The sequence below is a fragment of the Mesorhizobium sp. genome (assembly GCF_005063415.1).
Classification (GTDB): domain Bacteria; phylum Pseudomonadota; class Alphaproteobacteria; order Rhizobiales; family Rhizobiaceae; genus Mesorhizobium.
Genome location: NZ_SUEG01000125.1, coordinates 1 through 14,799, shown reverse-complemented (window position 1 = coordinate 14,799; position 14,799 = coordinate 1). Strand labels below are relative to the sequence as shown.

The window sequence follows — 14,799 nt, the reverse complement described above, 5'->3', positions numbered from 1 at the left end:
CGTCCGCATCAATTCATGATCGGTGTGGCTCATATTGATGCGGAACACGTCGGCGCCGGCTTCGAACAGCTTCTTCAGCATCTCCTCGGACGAGGAGGCCGGACCGATGGTGGCGAGGATCTTGACCTTGCGGCTGCGTCTCATTGACTGTTTGTTCCCGGGGCGGCTGGAGCGCCATCCGTTGCGGGCTCGTCAGTCAGCTGGACCATCCAGCTTGCCTGCTCGCCCGTGTCATATTCCTGGAATCCGGCGCGCTGAAAGCCCCGTGCGACGCAATCGGTGACGCCGGCGATCTTGAACTCTTTTTCGGCCACGCACATGTTGATCGGGCCATCCCAGCGTCCGCCGCGCTCGGCGTCTTCTGCATAAAGATAGTAAAACCTTGATGACAAGGGTCCCTCGATCAGCGTCTTGCAGCTCGATCCTTCGATGTGCCACCAGCCTTCAGTGATCCAGCCGGCCTTGGCGCGATAGCCGATGCCGACGCCGACCAGGTTCTGCGTGGCGTTGCAGACCCGGAAATCGGCCCGTGCCGGCGAGGCCGAAATCACCGCAAAAAGGCCCATGGCCGGTATCAGGAGCGGCATGGCCAAGGCATGGCGCACAAGCAGCCTGCCGGCGAAACCCATCCCAAAACCCCTCAAGAACCACATTTGCATCTCTCAACGCCCCTTTTCGGAAAAGTCCGTACGCATGTCAACGCGCCGATCTGTCCAATTCCAATCGATTTAGAAGGCTCTGGCGCGCTTGCGGTCGCTCCTGCTCAGTTTTTTGGCAGAAACCGTGGCCAAACAACGGCATTGCGCGAGCGTTCTCTTCATGGAATGACATACCACCCTCCCCGGAAGCCAGCGAACAGACCTTTCCCGCCAATGACCCGATCCACAGTTTTCGCGCCTTTCGACATCGTCGAAGGCGACCGCAAGCGCGGCATGGTACTTCTGGCCGATCACGCCCGCCGCGACCTGCCGGACGAGTATGGCAGCCTCGGCCTGCCGGCGGCGGAGTTCGACCGCCACATCGCCTACGACATCGGCGTCGAGACTGTAACCCGCGAACTCGCAAGTCTGCTCGGCGTTCCGGCGGTGCTTGCCAATTTTTCGCGACTGCTGATCGACCCCAATCGCGGCGAAGACGATCCAACGCTGATTCGCCAGCTCTATGACGGCACCGTCATCCCGGGAAATTATCCCATGGCGCCGGAGGAGCGCGAAAGACGGCTGGACCGCTTTTACCGCCCCTACCATGATGCTGTTGGCGCCATGATCGCCTCAGTGGCGCAAGCATCCGCGCAGGCACCCTTCATCTTTTCGGTGCATTCCTTCACGCCGACCATGCAGGGCTTCGTGCGGCCGTGGCATGTCGGCATATTGTGGGATCTCGACGACCGCGTGGCGCGGCCGCTGATCGACATGCTCGCCGAGGACAAGAGCCTCATCGTCGGCGACAACGAACCCTATGACGGCGCACTGCGCGGCGATACCATGTTCAGGCACGCCATCGTCAACGGCTTTGCCCATGCGCTGCTCGAGATCCGCCAGGATCTGATCGCCGACCGCAAGGGTGCCCTCGCCTGGGCCGAACGGCTGGCGCCGATCGTTGACGCGATAGATCGACGTGCCGATATACATGCGGTGAAAATATTCGGCTCGCGCACCGGGCCGGTATGATGGAGGCCCAAGGGAGGCCAACAGGACATGACCGAACTCAGCGACGAACAAAAGCGCGATTTCGAAGCCGCTGCCTTCCGCCGGCTGGTCGCGCATCTGCGCGAGCGTTCCGACGTACAGAACATCGACCTGATGAACCTCGCCGGCTTCTGCCGCAACTGCCTGTCCAACTGGTACCGCGACGCGGCGCAAGCCGAGGGTGTCGAACTGAGCAAGGAACAGTCGCGCGAGATCATCTACGGCATGCCCTATGCCGAGTGGCAGGCACTGAACCAGGTCGAAGCCTCCGACGCCAAGAAGGCCGAGTTCGAGGCAAGACGCCCCAGGGATCATTAGGGGAGGACGCCGTGCCTAAGATTAACGTTGCCGACGTGCCCGGACGCAAGGGCTCATCCTATCCACCGCCGTTCGATGCACCCTGTGCCGAACGCGTGCGGCAGCGGCTAGGCAACGCCGGCGGGCTCACCGACTTCGGCATCAATCTCATGCGCCTGCCGCCGGGCAACTGGTCGAGCCAGCGCCACTGGCATTCGCACGAAGACGAATTCGTCTACGTGTTTGGAGGCGAGCTGACGCTCATCGAAGATGCCGGCGAGACGGGTGCTGCGCGCCGGCGATTGCGCGGCCTTTCCGAAAGGCTCAGGCAACGGCCATCACATGATCAACAAATCGGGCGCGATGGCGATCTATCTCGAAGTCGGTTCGCGCTGGCCCGCCGATGTAACCACCTGCTCCGACATTGACATGATGAGCACCAACGCCGACGGCCGGTTTGTGCACAAGGATGGCGCGCCTTATCCCGAGCCGTAGGGATTTCGGAGTGGACCGCCGAGATGGTTGGCCGACGCGAGAGGACGTAGCGCCGACCGGCACATCATGGCGCCGTCTGGTCCAAGCACTTTCGGCGAAGAGCGCTTGACTGTGAATTGAATCGATCTAATTTGCCGCGCAAAGCCATTTCCGGACCGGATTCTACCCGATGGACGCGCAGAAAATCATGCAGACCGCGATTCGTGGACGCTGGGCAGTGGCCGGCATCTTCCTCGCCAATGGCTTCCTGACCGGCAGCTGGGCGCCGCAGATCCCGGTGTTCCTGACCCGGCTGGACATCAGCAAGTTCACGCTCGGCCTGCTGATCCTTTTGTTCGGCGCCGGCGCCGTCACTGCCATGACCTGGTGCGGCCATCTGATCTCGAAGCATGGCTCCCGCACGGTGCTGCGCTGGTTCGGACTTGCCGGCAGCTTCGGCCTTTTGGTCGTGGCTCTGGCCCCCAACGTGCCGTTGGCGGCCGTCGCCATGTTCATCTTCGGCGGTTCGATCGGCGGCATGGACGTCGCCATGAATGCCAATGCAGTGGCAGTCGAACGGCGGCTGGCTCGCGCCATCATGTCGTCCTCGCATGGCTTCTGGAGCCTTGGCGGTTTCGCTGGCGGCGCTTTGGGCGGTTTCGCCATCCAGAACTACGGTCACCTCGCCCATGCGACAGTGGTGACCGCTCTTGCCTTTGCCGTCATCGCCGTAGCGATCCGCTACCTGATCGTCGAGGACAAGCACCCAGTCGCCGAGCACCACAAATTTGCTCTGCCGGCAAACCCGCTGGTCTATTTGGTCGGGCTGATGGCGCTGCTGACGATGATCTCCGAAGGTGCGGTACTCGACTGGGCGGCGCTTTATCTCAGGCAGGAGCTCGGCGCCGATCTTGCCATCGCAGGCCTGGCCTATGCCGCCTTTTCCGGCGTCATGGCCATCATGCGCTTTCTCGGCGATGGCGTCCGCAACCGTTTCGGTGCCGTTACGACGTTGCGCGCCTCGGCCCTTGCCGCTGCTGCCGGCATGCTGGTGGCCGGGCTGGCTCCCTCGCCTTGGCTAGCCATTGCCGCCTTTGCCTTTTGCGGCCTCGGCATTGCCAACATGGTGCCGATCATCTTTTCGGCCGGCGGCAACCAGGAGGGCATGGCGTCCGGCACCGGCATGAGCGTCGTCACCACAATGGGCTACTCAGGCATTCTGGTGGCGCCGTCGGCGATCGGCTTCATCGCCGAACACTCGAGCTTCGGCCCGATCTTCGTCGCTCTCTCTGGGCTACTGATCGTCGTGCTGGTGATGGCTGGGCTCGCTCACCGCGCCGAATTTGCTGCCGAGCCTGCACCGGCTGAATAGCGCTTGAACTCTTCGTACAGGAAATCCGCCACGCGGCGGATGCGGACGCTGGTACGCACGTCGCGGTGCATGGCCAGCCACACCGGCAGCGTCGGCAGCGGGAGACCCGGCAGCACTGTCTCGACCAGCGGATCACGGTCGGCGAGCGGCTCCTGGCCAAAGCCGATGCCGTTTCCCGCCCGCACCGCTTCCCACAGCACGATCTGATTATCGGTCCTGAAGCGGAAGGCATTGCGGGCGAGCGGGACGCCGAACTGGGCAAAGCCGCGAATGATCTCATCGCTGCGGTCGAAGCCGACCAGATCGTGGCCGGCAAGATCGCGGGCCTCGCGCGGGCGGCCACGCCGGTCGAGATAGGATTTTGCCGCGCAGGCGCGGAGCGGAATGTCGGTCACCTTGCGCGCGACCAGTTCATTCTGCGCCGGCTTGACCATGCGAATGGCGATATCGGCATCGCGACGCAGCAGATTCTCGACCTGGTTCGAGGCGACGATCTCGACCTCGATGCCGGGCTCCTCGGTCCCAAGCCTCGTTGTCATTTCCGGCAGCACATAGGCCGCCACCACCTCGCTGGCGGCAATGCGCACCGTGCCCTCGATCGCCTCGACCGATCCCAGCGCCAGCAGCGAAAACGCGCTCGCCTGCTCGCTCACCGCGCGGCCCCGTTCAAAGAGCGTGCTGCCCGCTTCCGTGAGCGCGTAGCCGCGCCGCCCGCGCCGGAAGAGCGTGACGCCGAGCGCCTGTTCCAGCTCGGCGATGTGGCGGCCAAGCGTCGGCTGGCTCGCGGCCAGTTTTCGCGCGGCCGCCGACAGGCTGCCGGTCTCCGCCACGGTGACGAAACTCTTGATCAGGTTCCAGTCGATATCCATTCAAAATTGAATATCAGACCGCCAGCTTTAGTCAATTTTCATTCGTTTGCGGGGAGATCACATTGCGGTCGTAGCGCAAACACGGAGACGAACAATGACCAAGATCGCAATTCTCGGCGCCAATGGCCGGCTCGGCCGCACGGTGGCCAAGGCCTTCCTCGATGCCGGCTACGACGTTCGCGCCGTCACCCGCAGCGGCAAGGTGCCGTCGGAGCTCAAAGGCGCCACGGCGATCGCCGGCGACGCGCTCGACCGCGATGCGCTGATCCGCGCCACCGACGGCATTGATATCATTTTCAACGGCCTCAACCCACTCTACACCGACTGGAGCAAATGCCTGCCGATGGCCGAGAATGTGATGGCTGCCTGCCGGGCGAATGGCGCGCTGCATCTCTTCCCGGGCACCGTCTACAATTACGGCTCGCCGATGCCGGCGGTGATCACCGAAGACACGCCGTTTCGGCCTACGACGGAAAAGGGCCGCATCCGCGTCGCCATGGAAGATCTGTTTCGCCGCGAGGCCGACGCGGGTCGGGTGCGCACGATCCTGCTACGCGCCGGTGATTTCTTCGGTGGCACCGGCAGCGGATCGTGGTTCGATCTGGTTGTTGCCGCCAAGATGACCAAGGGCGTCTATACCGCCCCAGGGCCGGTCGATCTCGTGCATGAATGGGCCTATCTGCCCGACCTGGCCAAGGCCTTCGTCGGACTGGCTGACAATCTCGACAAGCTCGGCTCCTACGAGGCGCTGAACTTTCCTGGCCATGCGGTTACCGACCTGGAGATCAAGGCGGCCGCGGAGAAGTCGCTCGGACGCACGTTGAAACTGACCTCGATGCCGTGGTGGGCGCTGCGTGCCGGCAGCCCGTTTGTGGCGATGTGGCGCGAGATCGTTTCGATGTCCTATCTCCGCTTCGAGCCGCACCGGCTGGCTTCAGGCAGGCTGGAAGGCATTATCGGCGCGATCCCGCACACGCCGCTGGAAAATGCAGTGTTGGAAGCGCTCGAGGATATCGGCATCGCCACGCTCAAGACGACGCAAAAAGTTGCCTAACAACAAACCAAAAAAAGGCGGATGGCCAGATGGTCATCCGCCGCTTGTCACGACCAATGATTGCGGTCAGATCCGGCCCATCAACAGCAGCACAAGGACAACGATCAGAATGACGCCGACGATGCCGGATGGTCCGTAACCCCAGGACCGCGAATGCGGCCATGCCGGAACCGCGCCGATCAGAATAAGAATAAGAATAATGATGAGAATGGTGCTGATCGTCATCAGAAAATCCTCGCTTTGAGGTTGCAATGACGGAACAATGCAGAAGGCCGCCCATTGTTCCCGGGCGGCCTTTGCTTGATTGGGGACGTCGATCTATTCGGCGGCCTTCGGGAAGGCGATCGCCGGTTCGGTGCCCAGATCGGCCTCCAGGCCCTTGACCTCGCGCTTGCCACGCCCGAACAGGCGGCTGAACCAGCCCCGACGCGCACCGGGTTTGACCTTGGCGCGAGTGAATACCATCAGCATCGACGGCGTCACCACCAGCGTCAGCACGGTGGCGAAGGACAGCCCAAAGACGATCGCCGAGGACAGCGAAATCCACCATTGCGTCGACGGCGCGTTGATCGTCGTCTCGTGATGGAAGATTTCGAGGCCGAGGCCGAAAGCGATCGGCAGCACGCCGAGGATCGCCGACACCGCCGTCAGCACCACCGGGCGGGCGCGTTCGCGGCAGGTCTGCAGAACGGCTTCGTATTTGTCCCAGCCCTCTTCGCGCAACCGGTCATAGGTGTCGATCAGCACGATGTTGTTGTTCACCACCACGCCGGCCAGCGCTATGACACCGATGCCCGACATGACGATGCCGAATGCCTCTCCCGTCAGCAGCAGCCCGAGGAACACGCCGATCGTCGCCATGACCACGCAGGACAGCACCAGCCAGACGCTGGTGAACTTGTTGAACTGCGCCAGAAGCACGATGAAGATCAGGAAGATCGCCGCGCCGAAGGCTTTGCTGAGGAAGGCACCGGCCTCCGCGCTGTCCTCGTTCGAACCGGCAAGCTTCCAGCGAATGCCGCTGCCGAGGTTCATGTCTGCGACAGCTTTGGTGACCTCCTGCTGGACGGCAGCCACCTGGGCGCCAGCAGCGACGTTGGCCTGGACGACCACCGTTCGCGCGCCGTCGATGCGGTTGAGGATGCCGACCGTCGGCTCCGGCTTGCGCACGACGAAGTTCGAAATCGGCACCGAGCCTTGCGCGGTCTGCACCCTGAGTTCGTCGAGCGTCGACAGCGTGCGCCGATCCTCAGGCAGGCGCAGTCTGATGTCGACCGCATCATCGGCGCCGGCGGGCCGGTACTCGCTGAGCTTCAGCCCGTTGGTCACCAATTGCACGACCGTCCCGACCGCGGTTGGGCTGATGCCGTACTGCGCCGCCTTGGCGCGATCGACTTCAAGCGCCCAGTCGACGCCGGGCGGTGCCAGACCGTCGGAAATATCGATGACGCCGGGCACCTTGGCAATGCGCGCGGCAACGGCGCGGGCCTTGTCGTCAAGGCCCTTCGGATCGACAGCCGAAAGCCTGATCTGGATCGGCTTGCCGGTAGGCGGGCCGGCTTCCGGCACGCGAACCTCGACGTCGACACCGGGAATGCCGGCCATCACGCCGCGCAGTTCGTCGAGGATTGAGTTCGCCGATTTACGCTCACGCCAGTCGACGAATTCGTACTGGATCACGCCGACCACGTCTTCCGGAACGTCCTGGCCGCCGCCTTGCGTCTTGCCGACACGGGTATAGACAGACTTCACGCCCGGCCAGCCGAGCAGCCGATTTTCCGCGGTCTTGGTGGCCGCGTCCATTTCGGCAAGCGAAAGATTGCCGCGGGCGTGGACATAGAGCAGGCCGTAGTCAGGCTCGACATTCGGGAAGAATTCGACGCCGGCGCCGAATTTCGAATAGGCGTAGCCGACGCCGAACAACAGCGCCACAGTGAGGACAAGCACGGTGATGGGATAATGCACCGCCTGCTTGACCACGGCCATGTACCAGCCGTCGCGATTGTCGTCGGGGTGATGTGCTGGCGCCTTGGCGAATATGGCGCCCAGCGTCGGTGCGAAGACCAGCGCATAAAGCATCGAGGCCGAGAGCGTCACGATCAGCGTGATCGGCATGTATTTCATGAAGTCGCCGATAATGCCCGGCCAGAACAACAGCGGCGAGAAGGCGGCAATGCGCGTCATCGTCGCCGCGATGACCGGGCCGGCCATGCGCTTGGCGGCAAGCGCGAACGCCTCTTGCTTCGGCATGCCCTCGCTCATGCGTCGCTCGGCGAATTCGGTGACGATGATGGCGTCGTCGACCAGCATGCCGACCGCCAGGATGAGACTGAACAGCACGATCATGTTGATCGTGTAGCCCATCATCGCCAGCAACAGGATGCCGATCAGGAAGGATGAGGGAATGGCCAATCCGATCAGCAGCGAGGCACGGCCAGACAGTGCATAGAGGATAACGATGAACACCAGGATCACGGCGATCATCACGTGGTTCTGCAAATCGCCGAGCAACTGGTTCACGAAGACGGACTTGTCTTGCGTGTAGGTGACGTGCATGCCCTCCGGCATTGTCTTGATGAAGGCGTCGGACACCTCCCTGACCTTGCCAATCGTATCGATCAGGTTGGAGCCGATGCGCTTCTTCACCTCGATGGCAATCGCCGGCTTGCCGTCGAGGCGGGTAACCGTCTCGGCGTCCTTGAAGGTTGAGCGGATGGTGGCGATATCCTTGGCCTGCACCACAGCATTGGGGCCGGCGACGACCGGAAGCGCCGCCACATCCTCTGGCGTCTCGATAAGCGAGGGCACTTTGACCGCGTATTTACCCTCGGACCCTTCGATGTTGCCGGCCGCGACAAGACTGTTGGAAGCGCCGACCGCACCGATCAACTGGTCGAGCTGTAGCCCGTAGGAAGACAGCTTCATCGGATCGATGACAACTTCGACGAGGTCGTCGCGCGCGCCCTGCAGCGAGCCCTCGAGCACGCCAGGCACTTCCTCGATGCGGTCGCGCAGCTCGCGCGCCGCCGCCGTCAGCACGCGCTCGGGCACCTCGCCTGACAGCGTCACGACCAGGACGGGGAATTCGGAGATGTTGACCTCTGAGACCACGGGCTCCTCAGCCGCTTGCGGCAGGTCGGCCTTGCCGTCCTGCACCTTGCTGCGCGTGTCCTGCAGCGCGGTGGCGAGATCCGTCTGTGGCTGGAATTCGACCAGCACATAACCGCCGCCCTGGAAGGCGGCCGAGCGCATCTCCTTGAGCCCCTTCAGGCTCTTCAGCTTGGCTTCCATCGGCCGCAGCAGGAGGCGCTCGGAGTCTTCCGGCGAGATGCCCTGGTAGATCAGGCTGACATACATCATCGGAATCGGAACGTCCGGTTCCGCTTCCTTTGGCGTCGACTGGTAGGCGACCGCACCGGCAACGACGAGAAAGACCAGGACCGCAATGGTCAGCCGGGCATTGCTGATTGCAAGTTTGACGATGTCCATGATTACTGCGTCCCGGTCGTCGCTTCGCCCAACAGCTTTTGAATGGTCGCCTGGTCGGCCTCGACCGGCTTGACCACTTCGCCTTCCTTCACCAGCTCCTGGCCAGCGACGATGATGCGGGCGTCGGCCGGAATGCCGCCGAGCACCAGGCCGGTCGGCGTGTCGTCGACCAGGTCGATCGGGAAGAACACGACCTTGTCGTCCTTGTCGACGGCGCGAATGCCGAGGTCGCCCTTGTCGCCGAGCGTCACTACGGAGCGCGGCAGCATGACGGCGTCGGTCGGCTGGGCGCTGAGCGCGATTTCGGCCGTCATGCCGGCCGGTACGGAACCATCGGCGTTGGAGATGGCGACTTCGACCCGGAAGGTACGGGTTGCCGAAGACGCATCCCGGCTGATGTAGCGCACGATGCCTTCGACATTCTGGCCGCTGACCAGACGCACATTTGCCTTGTCGCCGATCTTCAAATAGCCGAGATCGCGTTCGCTGACCTCGCCGCGTGCAATCACCGGATCGAGGCTGAGAATGGTCGCCACCTCGCCGCCCTGCATCACCGAACTGCCAAGCTCCACCGGCACCCGGTCGATAACGCCGTCGAAGGGCGCCTTCACCTCATTGCGGTCGAGCTCAGCTTGCGCGGCGTCCAGTTGCGACTTGGCCAGCGACAGGTTGGAGCGGGCCGTATCGAGCTGCAGCGTCGGCAGATTGCCGGTTTTCATCAACCGCAGGGCCGCGGCCAGCTCGGCCTCACGTTGCACGACAAGCTGTTTGGCATTGTCGACCGCCGAGATTTTTTCCTCGGCGGCAAGCATCAGGATGAGGTCGCCGGTCTTGACGTGCTGACCCTGCTTGACCGGCAGCTTGTCGATGACGCCGGCGACGCGTGTCGCCAGGACGGCGCGCTTGTCGGCTTCTGTCAGTCCGGAAATGCGGATAGCACGTGCATAGGTGCGCCGCGGCGGGGTTATAACCGCGACCGTGCGCAACGGCGCCTTGGGCTGTTCTGCCTCGGCAGTCCCTGCCTTGTCGGACTGGGGCTTGGCAGCCCCCTGTTCGCCAGTTTGGGGCTTGCCTGAGTCGGCGGCCTTGGGCTGCTCGACCTCTCCTGCCTTGGGCTTGTTGTCCGCGGACGCGCTGCCGACGGACGAGAATTCGCCTGTCGCCATCCAGCCGGCGAACCCGATGAGCACAACAATGGCTGCAAGCTTGTGAAACCTGAATTTCGGCATCGTCATTTTTTCCAGTGCGCGGGGTTCGGCCAGGCCGCGTCTTCTACCTGGGGCGCGTCGCCGATATGGGTGCGCGCGAGGCCGTATTCAAATTGCCGTGATCGGCGAAGCGCGCTTCTACCTCAAAGTTGCATCGCAATATAGTCAGAAAAGTTGATGGATTGTTGCTTTGTCCGCAAAGATGCGGCTGCAGCATCGGCTGTTGATCGCCAAAACAGCGGTATGGCAGCAAGTGTCAGGATGATTGGACAGATTGCGATGTCATCTGCTTTGCGGAGGAGCCAGAACAATTCCAGGAAAAGTGTGAAACGGTTTTCCGTCCGGAATTGCGTCAAAAAAGATAGAGCGGTTCGGGGTTTCGGTGAAACGGTAAATCGTTCTAGGCCGGACGGCGGGCGGCCTCGGGCTGCTTGCGCGCCGCAAGAAACTCCTTGACCCGCCGGCCCGGCGCCGGCCCGCGCACCGGCTTCAAGCCGTCGTCAAGCTCGCCGGACAGATCGATCGTCGGCCGCTTGCCGACGGCGTCGTAATTTTCTTCCAGCCAGTCACTGGCTGCGGTGCGGCCGAGGTCGCGCAGATAGGCAAGGAACGCCCATTCGGCATTGACTTTGGACGATGCCGACAGATCCTTGAATGCTGCGTCGGCATCGATGCGGTGCATGCGGATGTCGCGATATTCGCCGTGCGGCAATCGGCCGGCGGCGATCAGTTCCTTGACGAAGGCGATCGAGCGGAATTCGCGCAACAGCCCGGCATTGAAGGTGATCTCGTCGATGCGGTTCTGGATCTCATTGGCGCTCTTCGGCGTCCCCTCGCGGACCACCGGATTGATCTGCACCAAGAGCACGTCCTCGGTGGCCGCGGTCTTGAAGAACGGGAACAGTGCCGGGTTGCCGCCATAGCCGCCATCCCAATAGGGCACGCCCTTGATCTCGACGGCACGGAACAATTGCGGCAGGCAGGCCGACGCCATCACCGTGTCGAGGTCGATCTCGCCGTCCGAGAAGACCCGCAACTGGCCGGTCTCGACATTGGTCGCGGAAATGAACAGTTCCATCGACTTGCAGGCGCGCACATTGTCGAAATCGACCTCACGTTCGACCACGTCGCGCAGCGGATTGATGGCGAGCGGATTGGCGACATAGGGCGAAAATACCCGAGACATCGTATCGAACAGGAAATAGCCGGGCGTGTTCTCGATCGACCAATTGCCCCAGGCGACGTCCCAAGGCATGCGCTGCACCGGGCTGAAGCGGCCCTTTGCCGCCACCGCACGCCAGAAATCATCTAGCTTGCGCCGCGCGCCCTCGACCCCGCCGCGGATGAAACCGTCGGCCAGCGCCACGGCATTCATGGCGCCAGCGCTGGTGCCCGAAACCGCCGTTATATCGAGGCGCCCGTCCTCGAGCAGCCGATCGAGCACGCCCCAGGAAAACGCCCCGTGCGAACCGCCGCCTTGCAGCGCGATGTTGATCTTCTTTGGCTCTTCCGACTTGCCGCTTTTCGGCATGGCGTGGCCCTTGATCGCTGGAAGGCTCACTGAGCGGTCCAGCCGCCGTCGACAGAGATGTGCGTGCCGTTGATCTGCGCCGCCGCATCCGAGCATAGGAACACCGCGGCCGCCGCAACCTGCTCGACGGTGACGAACTCCTTGGTCGGCTGCTTTTCGAGCATGACCTCGCGGACCACCGTCTCGCGGTCCATCTTGTTGGCCTTCATCTGGTCGGGGATCTGCGCCTCGACCAGCGGCGTCAGCACATAGCCGGGACAAATGGCATTGCAGGTGATCTTGTCGCGCGCCAGCTCCAGGGCAACTGTTTTGGTCAGGCCCATAATGCCATGCTTGGCCGAGACATAGGCCGACTTGAATGGCGACGCGACCAGGCCGTGGGCCGAGGCGACGTTGACGATCCGGCCGCCACCGGCCTGTTTCATCAACGGGATGGCGGCTGCGATCGTATGGAAGGCCGATGACAGGTTGATAGCGATGATCGCATCCCACTTCTCGATCGGGAAGCTTTCAACCGGCGCGACATGCTGGATGCCGGCATTGTTGACCAGGATGTCGACCGAGCCGAATGTCTCGGCTGCCTTCGCCACCAAAGCCCGGCACTCGGCCGGCTTCGACATGTCGGCCTTGACGTAGGCGGTCTTCACCTTGTGGTGCTTCGCGATCGTGTCGGCGATGGCGTGGTCGTCGGCGGTGTCGGACAAGGAATTGACGACGACGTTGCAGCCTTCGGCCGCGAGTGCGTGGGCAATGGCCAGGCCGATGCCCGAGGTTGAACCGGTGACGATGGCGGTTTTTCTAGCGGTCAAGGCGGCTTATTCCTTTCGAGGCGGGCTCCCGTGGAACCATGCTGCACTGCAGCATATAGGCTCTCTGTCACCCAAGAACAGCGGATGTGTGGAGCAATGACATGAAATTTTTGTCATGAGGACCTCCCTCATCTCGACGAGAGAGTGTCCGGCACCGGCTGTAGCGGGCCGGTTTCCGTAAGCATTCGGGGAGAAATCCTTAGGCGACGAGGTCCGGCACCGGCCCGATATAGCGCGACTGCGGCCGGATCAGCCGTCCACTCGTCTGCTGCTCGCGCGCATGGGCGATCCAGCCGGCGACGCGCCCGGCAGCAAAGACATTGGTGAACGCCTCTTTCGGAAAGCCCGCCGCTTCCAGCAGGAGCGCTGTGAAGAACTCGACATTGGTCTGGAGCGAGCGCGACGGCTTGGCGATGCGAAGCACTTCGAGCGCCGCTTGCTCCACGCTTTCGGCAAACGCCAGCCGGTGGCCGGTTTCGCCCTTGGCGCCAAGCTGCCGCACCACCACTTTCAGCACATCGGCACGCGGATCGCGCACGCGGTAGATGCGATGCCCGAAGCCCATGATGCGGCGGCCGCGCGCGATCTCGTCACGCAGCCAGCCGGCGGCGTCGCCATGCGCCTCGATCGCATCCAGCATCTCGATCACCGGACCTGGCGCGCCGCCATGCAGCGGCCCCTTGAGCGCTCCGAGCCCGGCCAGCACCACCGAAGTAAGCCCGGCCTGCGTCGAGGCGACCACGCGCGTGGCGAAGGTCGATGCGTTGAGGCCATGGTCGCAAACCGTCACCAGATAGGTATCGAGCGCCTTCGCCAATTTAGGCGAGGCCACAATGCCGGTCAGCATCCGCAGCATGTCGGCGGCATGATCGGCCTTGCTATCGGGCGCAATCGGGCTTTCGCCGCGCTGCAAGCGCAGCAAGGCCGGGGTCAGCACGGCAGGTGCCGCAACCAGCCGCAGCGCGTCCGGCAATTTGTCGCCGTCCGGCAGCAGGGCAATGCCGGCGCGCATCGCGCTGTAGATATCGAGGGATGCGAGAAACGGCAGCAAGGGTTCGATCCGCTCGAACACTTCGCTGCGCGCCCGACCGATCGCGTTCGCCAGTTCCTTGTCGTCGGGAAGATCGTCGAAAAAGCCGTCGAACAGCAGATGAACCACCTCGGCGTATTTCCAGCGGCCTGCCAGGTCGGGCAACGAATGGCCCCGGATGGTCAGGCGGCCACCAAGACCGTCAACATCGGAGAGCACCGTTTCCGCCGCCACCACATCATCGAGCCCATTCGCCATTGGGTTTCTCCTTGACCCTTTCCGGGCGGTAGATAAGGGTTGGCGACGGGCCATCAATCTTGATCAACGGAATCAACATGACAAGGCTGACATGACGGAGTGGCTGACGCGGGACGAAGCCCTGGAGCGTCTCAAGGTGCGCGCCCAGACGCTCTATGCCTATGTCAGCCGCGGACGCATCGGCATGCGGCCGGATCGGGCCGACCCACGCCGCAGTCAGTATCGCGCCGACGACATCGCGGCGCTGGAGAGCCGGCGGGCGCGCGGCCGAAATCCCCAGGCTATCGCCGAAAGTGCAATCGCCTGGGGTGAGCCGGCAATCGCCACCACGATCTCGACCGTTTTGCACGGCCGCCTCGTCTATCGCGGCCAAGATGCGGTTGCACTCTGCGAGACTGCCACGCTGGAGCAGACGGCAAACCTGCTTTGGGCATCCGACGCACCAGTGTCGTTCGTGTCGGCGAGCCGCCATGGCAACGGCGCAACTGGCCGGCCGGCGGCCTTCGCGGAATTGGCCGCGTTGGCGGCCAACGGCCGGCCTTCGCTCGGCCGCCGATCGGCTTCGCTCAACCACGATGCGGCCGGCGCCATCGCCGCTTTGGCCCAGGCGCTCGGCGCGGTTCGCGGAACCGGTGCCGTGCATGAAAGGCTGGCGCAGGGCTGGTCGCTCGATGCGGCCGGCGCAGACTTGATCCGCCGCTCGCTGGTACTGTTGGCCGA

At 63.3% G+C, this 14,799-nt stretch carries 13 protein-coding genes and 2 pseudogenes; 6 read left to right on the top strand and 9 right to left on the bottom strand.

Annotated features, from left to right (window positions below; genetic code table 11):
• Positions 1 to 144, bottom strand: a 144-nt coding sequence (locus E5W70_RS24935) for a pyruvate kinase (protein WP_292663486.1), incomplete at its 3' end; no start/stop codon positions are given.
• Positions 141 to 629 (bottom strand): DUF1036 domain-containing protein, encoded by a 489-nt coding sequence (locus tag E5W70_RS24930; protein ID WP_292663481.1) that lies wholly within the window; start codon positions 627 to 629, stop codon positions 141 to 143. The genes E5W70_RS24935 and E5W70_RS24930, both read right to left, overlap by 4 nt.
• 243 nt (positions 630 to 872) lie before the next feature.
• On the opposite strand from E5W70_RS24930, the gene E5W70_RS24925 reads away from it, so the two are divergent.
• The 4 genes and pseudogenes from E5W70_RS24925 (at position 873) to E5W70_RS24910 (ending at position 3,831) form a co-directional block, all read left to right on the top strand.
• Positions 873 to 1,670 carry an N-formylglutamate amidohydrolase gene (locus E5W70_RS24925; protein WP_292663478.1) on the top strand — a complete coding sequence of 266 codons (798 nt, stop codon included), beginning with the start codon at positions 873 to 875 and terminating at the stop codon, positions 1,668 to 1,670.
• A 27-nt stretch (positions 1,671 to 1,697) separates the two neighbouring features.
• Positions 1,698 to 2,006 (top strand): DUF1244 domain-containing protein, encoded by a 309-nt coding sequence (locus E5W70_RS24920; protein ID WP_292663476.1) that lies wholly within the window; start codon positions 1,698 to 1,700, stop codon positions 2,004 to 2,006.
• An 11-nt stretch (positions 2,007 to 2,017) separates the two neighbouring features.
• Positions 2,018 to 2,480, top strand: a pseudogene (locus E5W70_RS24915) (cupin domain-containing protein).
• Positions 2,481 to 2,649: 169 nt separating this feature from the next.
• A complete protein-coding gene (locus E5W70_RS24910; RefSeq protein ID WP_292663474.1) occupies positions 2,650 to 3,831 on the top strand; it encodes an MFS transporter in 1,182 nt (393 codons plus the stop codon).
• Here E5W70_RS24910 and E5W70_RS24905 read toward each other — a convergent pair.
• A complete protein-coding gene (locus E5W70_RS24905) occupies positions 3,789 to 4,700 on the bottom strand; it encodes a LysR family transcriptional regulator (RefSeq protein WP_292663472.1) in 912 nt (303 codons plus the stop codon). The genes E5W70_RS24910 and E5W70_RS24905 overlap by 43 nt on opposite strands.
• A gap of 94 nt (positions 4,701 to 4,794) precedes the next feature.
• Here E5W70_RS24905 and E5W70_RS24900 point away from each other — a divergent pair, with 94 nt between their 5' ends.
• Positions 4,795 to 5,754: an SDR family oxidoreductase gene (locus E5W70_RS24900; RefSeq protein WP_292663470.1), complete on the top strand. Its 960-nt coding sequence runs from the start codon at positions 4,795 to 4,797 to the stop codon at positions 5,752 to 5,754.
• A gap of 66 nt (positions 5,755 to 5,820) precedes the next feature.
• Here the strand turns inward: E5W70_RS24900 and E5W70_RS24895 are convergent, their stop codons facing one another.
• The 6 genes from E5W70_RS24895 to E5W70_RS24870 all read right to left on the bottom strand — a co-directional run bounded on the left by E5W70_RS24895 (position 5,821) and on the right by E5W70_RS24870 (position 14,079).
• Positions 5,821 to 5,979, bottom strand: a complete 159-nt coding sequence (locus E5W70_RS24895; protein ID WP_023678456.1) for a DUF3309 family protein — start codon at positions 5,977 to 5,979, stop codon at positions 5,821 to 5,823.
• 93 nt (positions 5,980 to 6,072) lie between these two features.
• Positions 6,073 to 9,243, bottom strand: coding sequence for an efflux RND transporter permease subunit (locus tag E5W70_RS24890; RefSeq protein ID WP_292663467.1), 3,171 nt, complete (start codon positions 9,241 to 9,243; stop codon positions 6,073 to 6,075).
• 2 nt (positions 9,244 to 9,245) lie between these two features.
• Positions 9,246 to 10,472 carry an efflux RND transporter periplasmic adaptor subunit gene (locus E5W70_RS24885; protein ID WP_292663465.1) on the bottom strand — a complete coding sequence of 409 codons (1,227 nt, stop codon included), beginning with the start codon at positions 10,470 to 10,472 and terminating at the stop codon, positions 9,246 to 9,248.
• Positions 10,473 to 10,851: 379 nt separating this feature from the next.
• The gene (locus tag E5W70_RS24880) at positions 10,852 to 11,982 is read right to left on the bottom strand and encodes a patatin-like phospholipase family protein (RefSeq protein WP_292663484.1); all 1,131 of its coding nucleotides are present in this window, start codon (positions 11,980 to 11,982) and stop codon (positions 10,852 to 10,854) included.
• A 26-nt stretch (positions 11,983 to 12,008) separates the two neighbouring features.
• Positions 12,009 to 12,791: a 3-hydroxybutyrate dehydrogenase gene (locus E5W70_RS24875; RefSeq protein WP_292663462.1), complete on the bottom strand. Its 783-nt coding sequence runs from the start codon at positions 12,789 to 12,791 to the stop codon at positions 12,009 to 12,011.
• A gap of 199 nt (positions 12,792 to 12,990) precedes the next feature.
• Positions 12,991 to 14,079: a citrate synthase/methylcitrate synthase gene (locus E5W70_RS24870; protein WP_292663461.1), complete on the bottom strand. Its 1,089-nt coding sequence runs from the start codon at positions 14,077 to 14,079 to the stop codon at positions 12,991 to 12,993.
• Between the two features lie 91 nt (positions 14,080 to 14,170).
• Here E5W70_RS24870 and E5W70_RS24865 point away from each other — a divergent pair.
• Positions 14,171 to 14,799 (top strand): annotated as a pseudogene (locus E5W70_RS24865) (citrate/2-methylcitrate synthase); the annotation flags it as partial.

Coding starts and splice junctions, on each gene's coding strand:
- E5W70_RS24930 (WP_292663481.1), bottom strand. CDS start 629: ATGGGTTTCGCCGGCAGGCTGCTTGTGCGCCATGCCTTGGCCATGCCG.
- E5W70_RS24925 (WP_292663478.1), top strand. CDS start 873: ATGACCCGATCCACAGTTTTCGCGCCTTTCGACATCGTCGAAGGCGAC.
- E5W70_RS24920 (WP_292663476.1), top strand. CDS start 1,698: ATGACCGAACTCAGCGACGAACAAAAGCGCGATTTCGAAGCCGCTGCC.
- E5W70_RS24910 (WP_292663474.1), top strand. CDS start 2,650: ATGGACGCGCAGAAAATCATGCAGACCGCGATTCGTGGACGCTGGGCA.
- E5W70_RS24905 (WP_292663472.1), bottom strand. CDS start 4,700: ATGGATATCGACTGGAACCTGATCAAGAGTTTCGTCACCGTGGCGGAG.
- E5W70_RS24900 (WP_292663470.1), top strand. CDS start 4,795: ATGACCAAGATCGCAATTCTCGGCGCCAATGGCCGGCTCGGCCGCACG.
- E5W70_RS24895 (WP_023678456.1), bottom strand. CDS start 5,979: ATGACGATCAGCACCATTCTCATCATTATTCTTATTCTTATTCTGATC.
- E5W70_RS24890 (WP_292663467.1), bottom strand. CDS start 9,243: ATGGACATCGTCAAACTTGCAATCAGCAATGCCCGGCTGACCATTGCG.
- E5W70_RS24885 (WP_292663465.1), bottom strand. CDS start 10,472: ATGCCGAAATTCAGGTTTCACAAGCTTGCAGCCATTGTTGTGCTCATC.
- E5W70_RS24880 (WP_292663484.1), bottom strand. CDS start 11,982: ATGCCGAAAAGCGGCAAGTCGGAAGAGCCAAAGAAGATCAACATCGCG.
- E5W70_RS24870 (WP_292663461.1), bottom strand. CDS start 14,079: ATGGCGAATGGGCTCGATGATGTGGTGGCGGCGGAAACGGTGCTCTCC.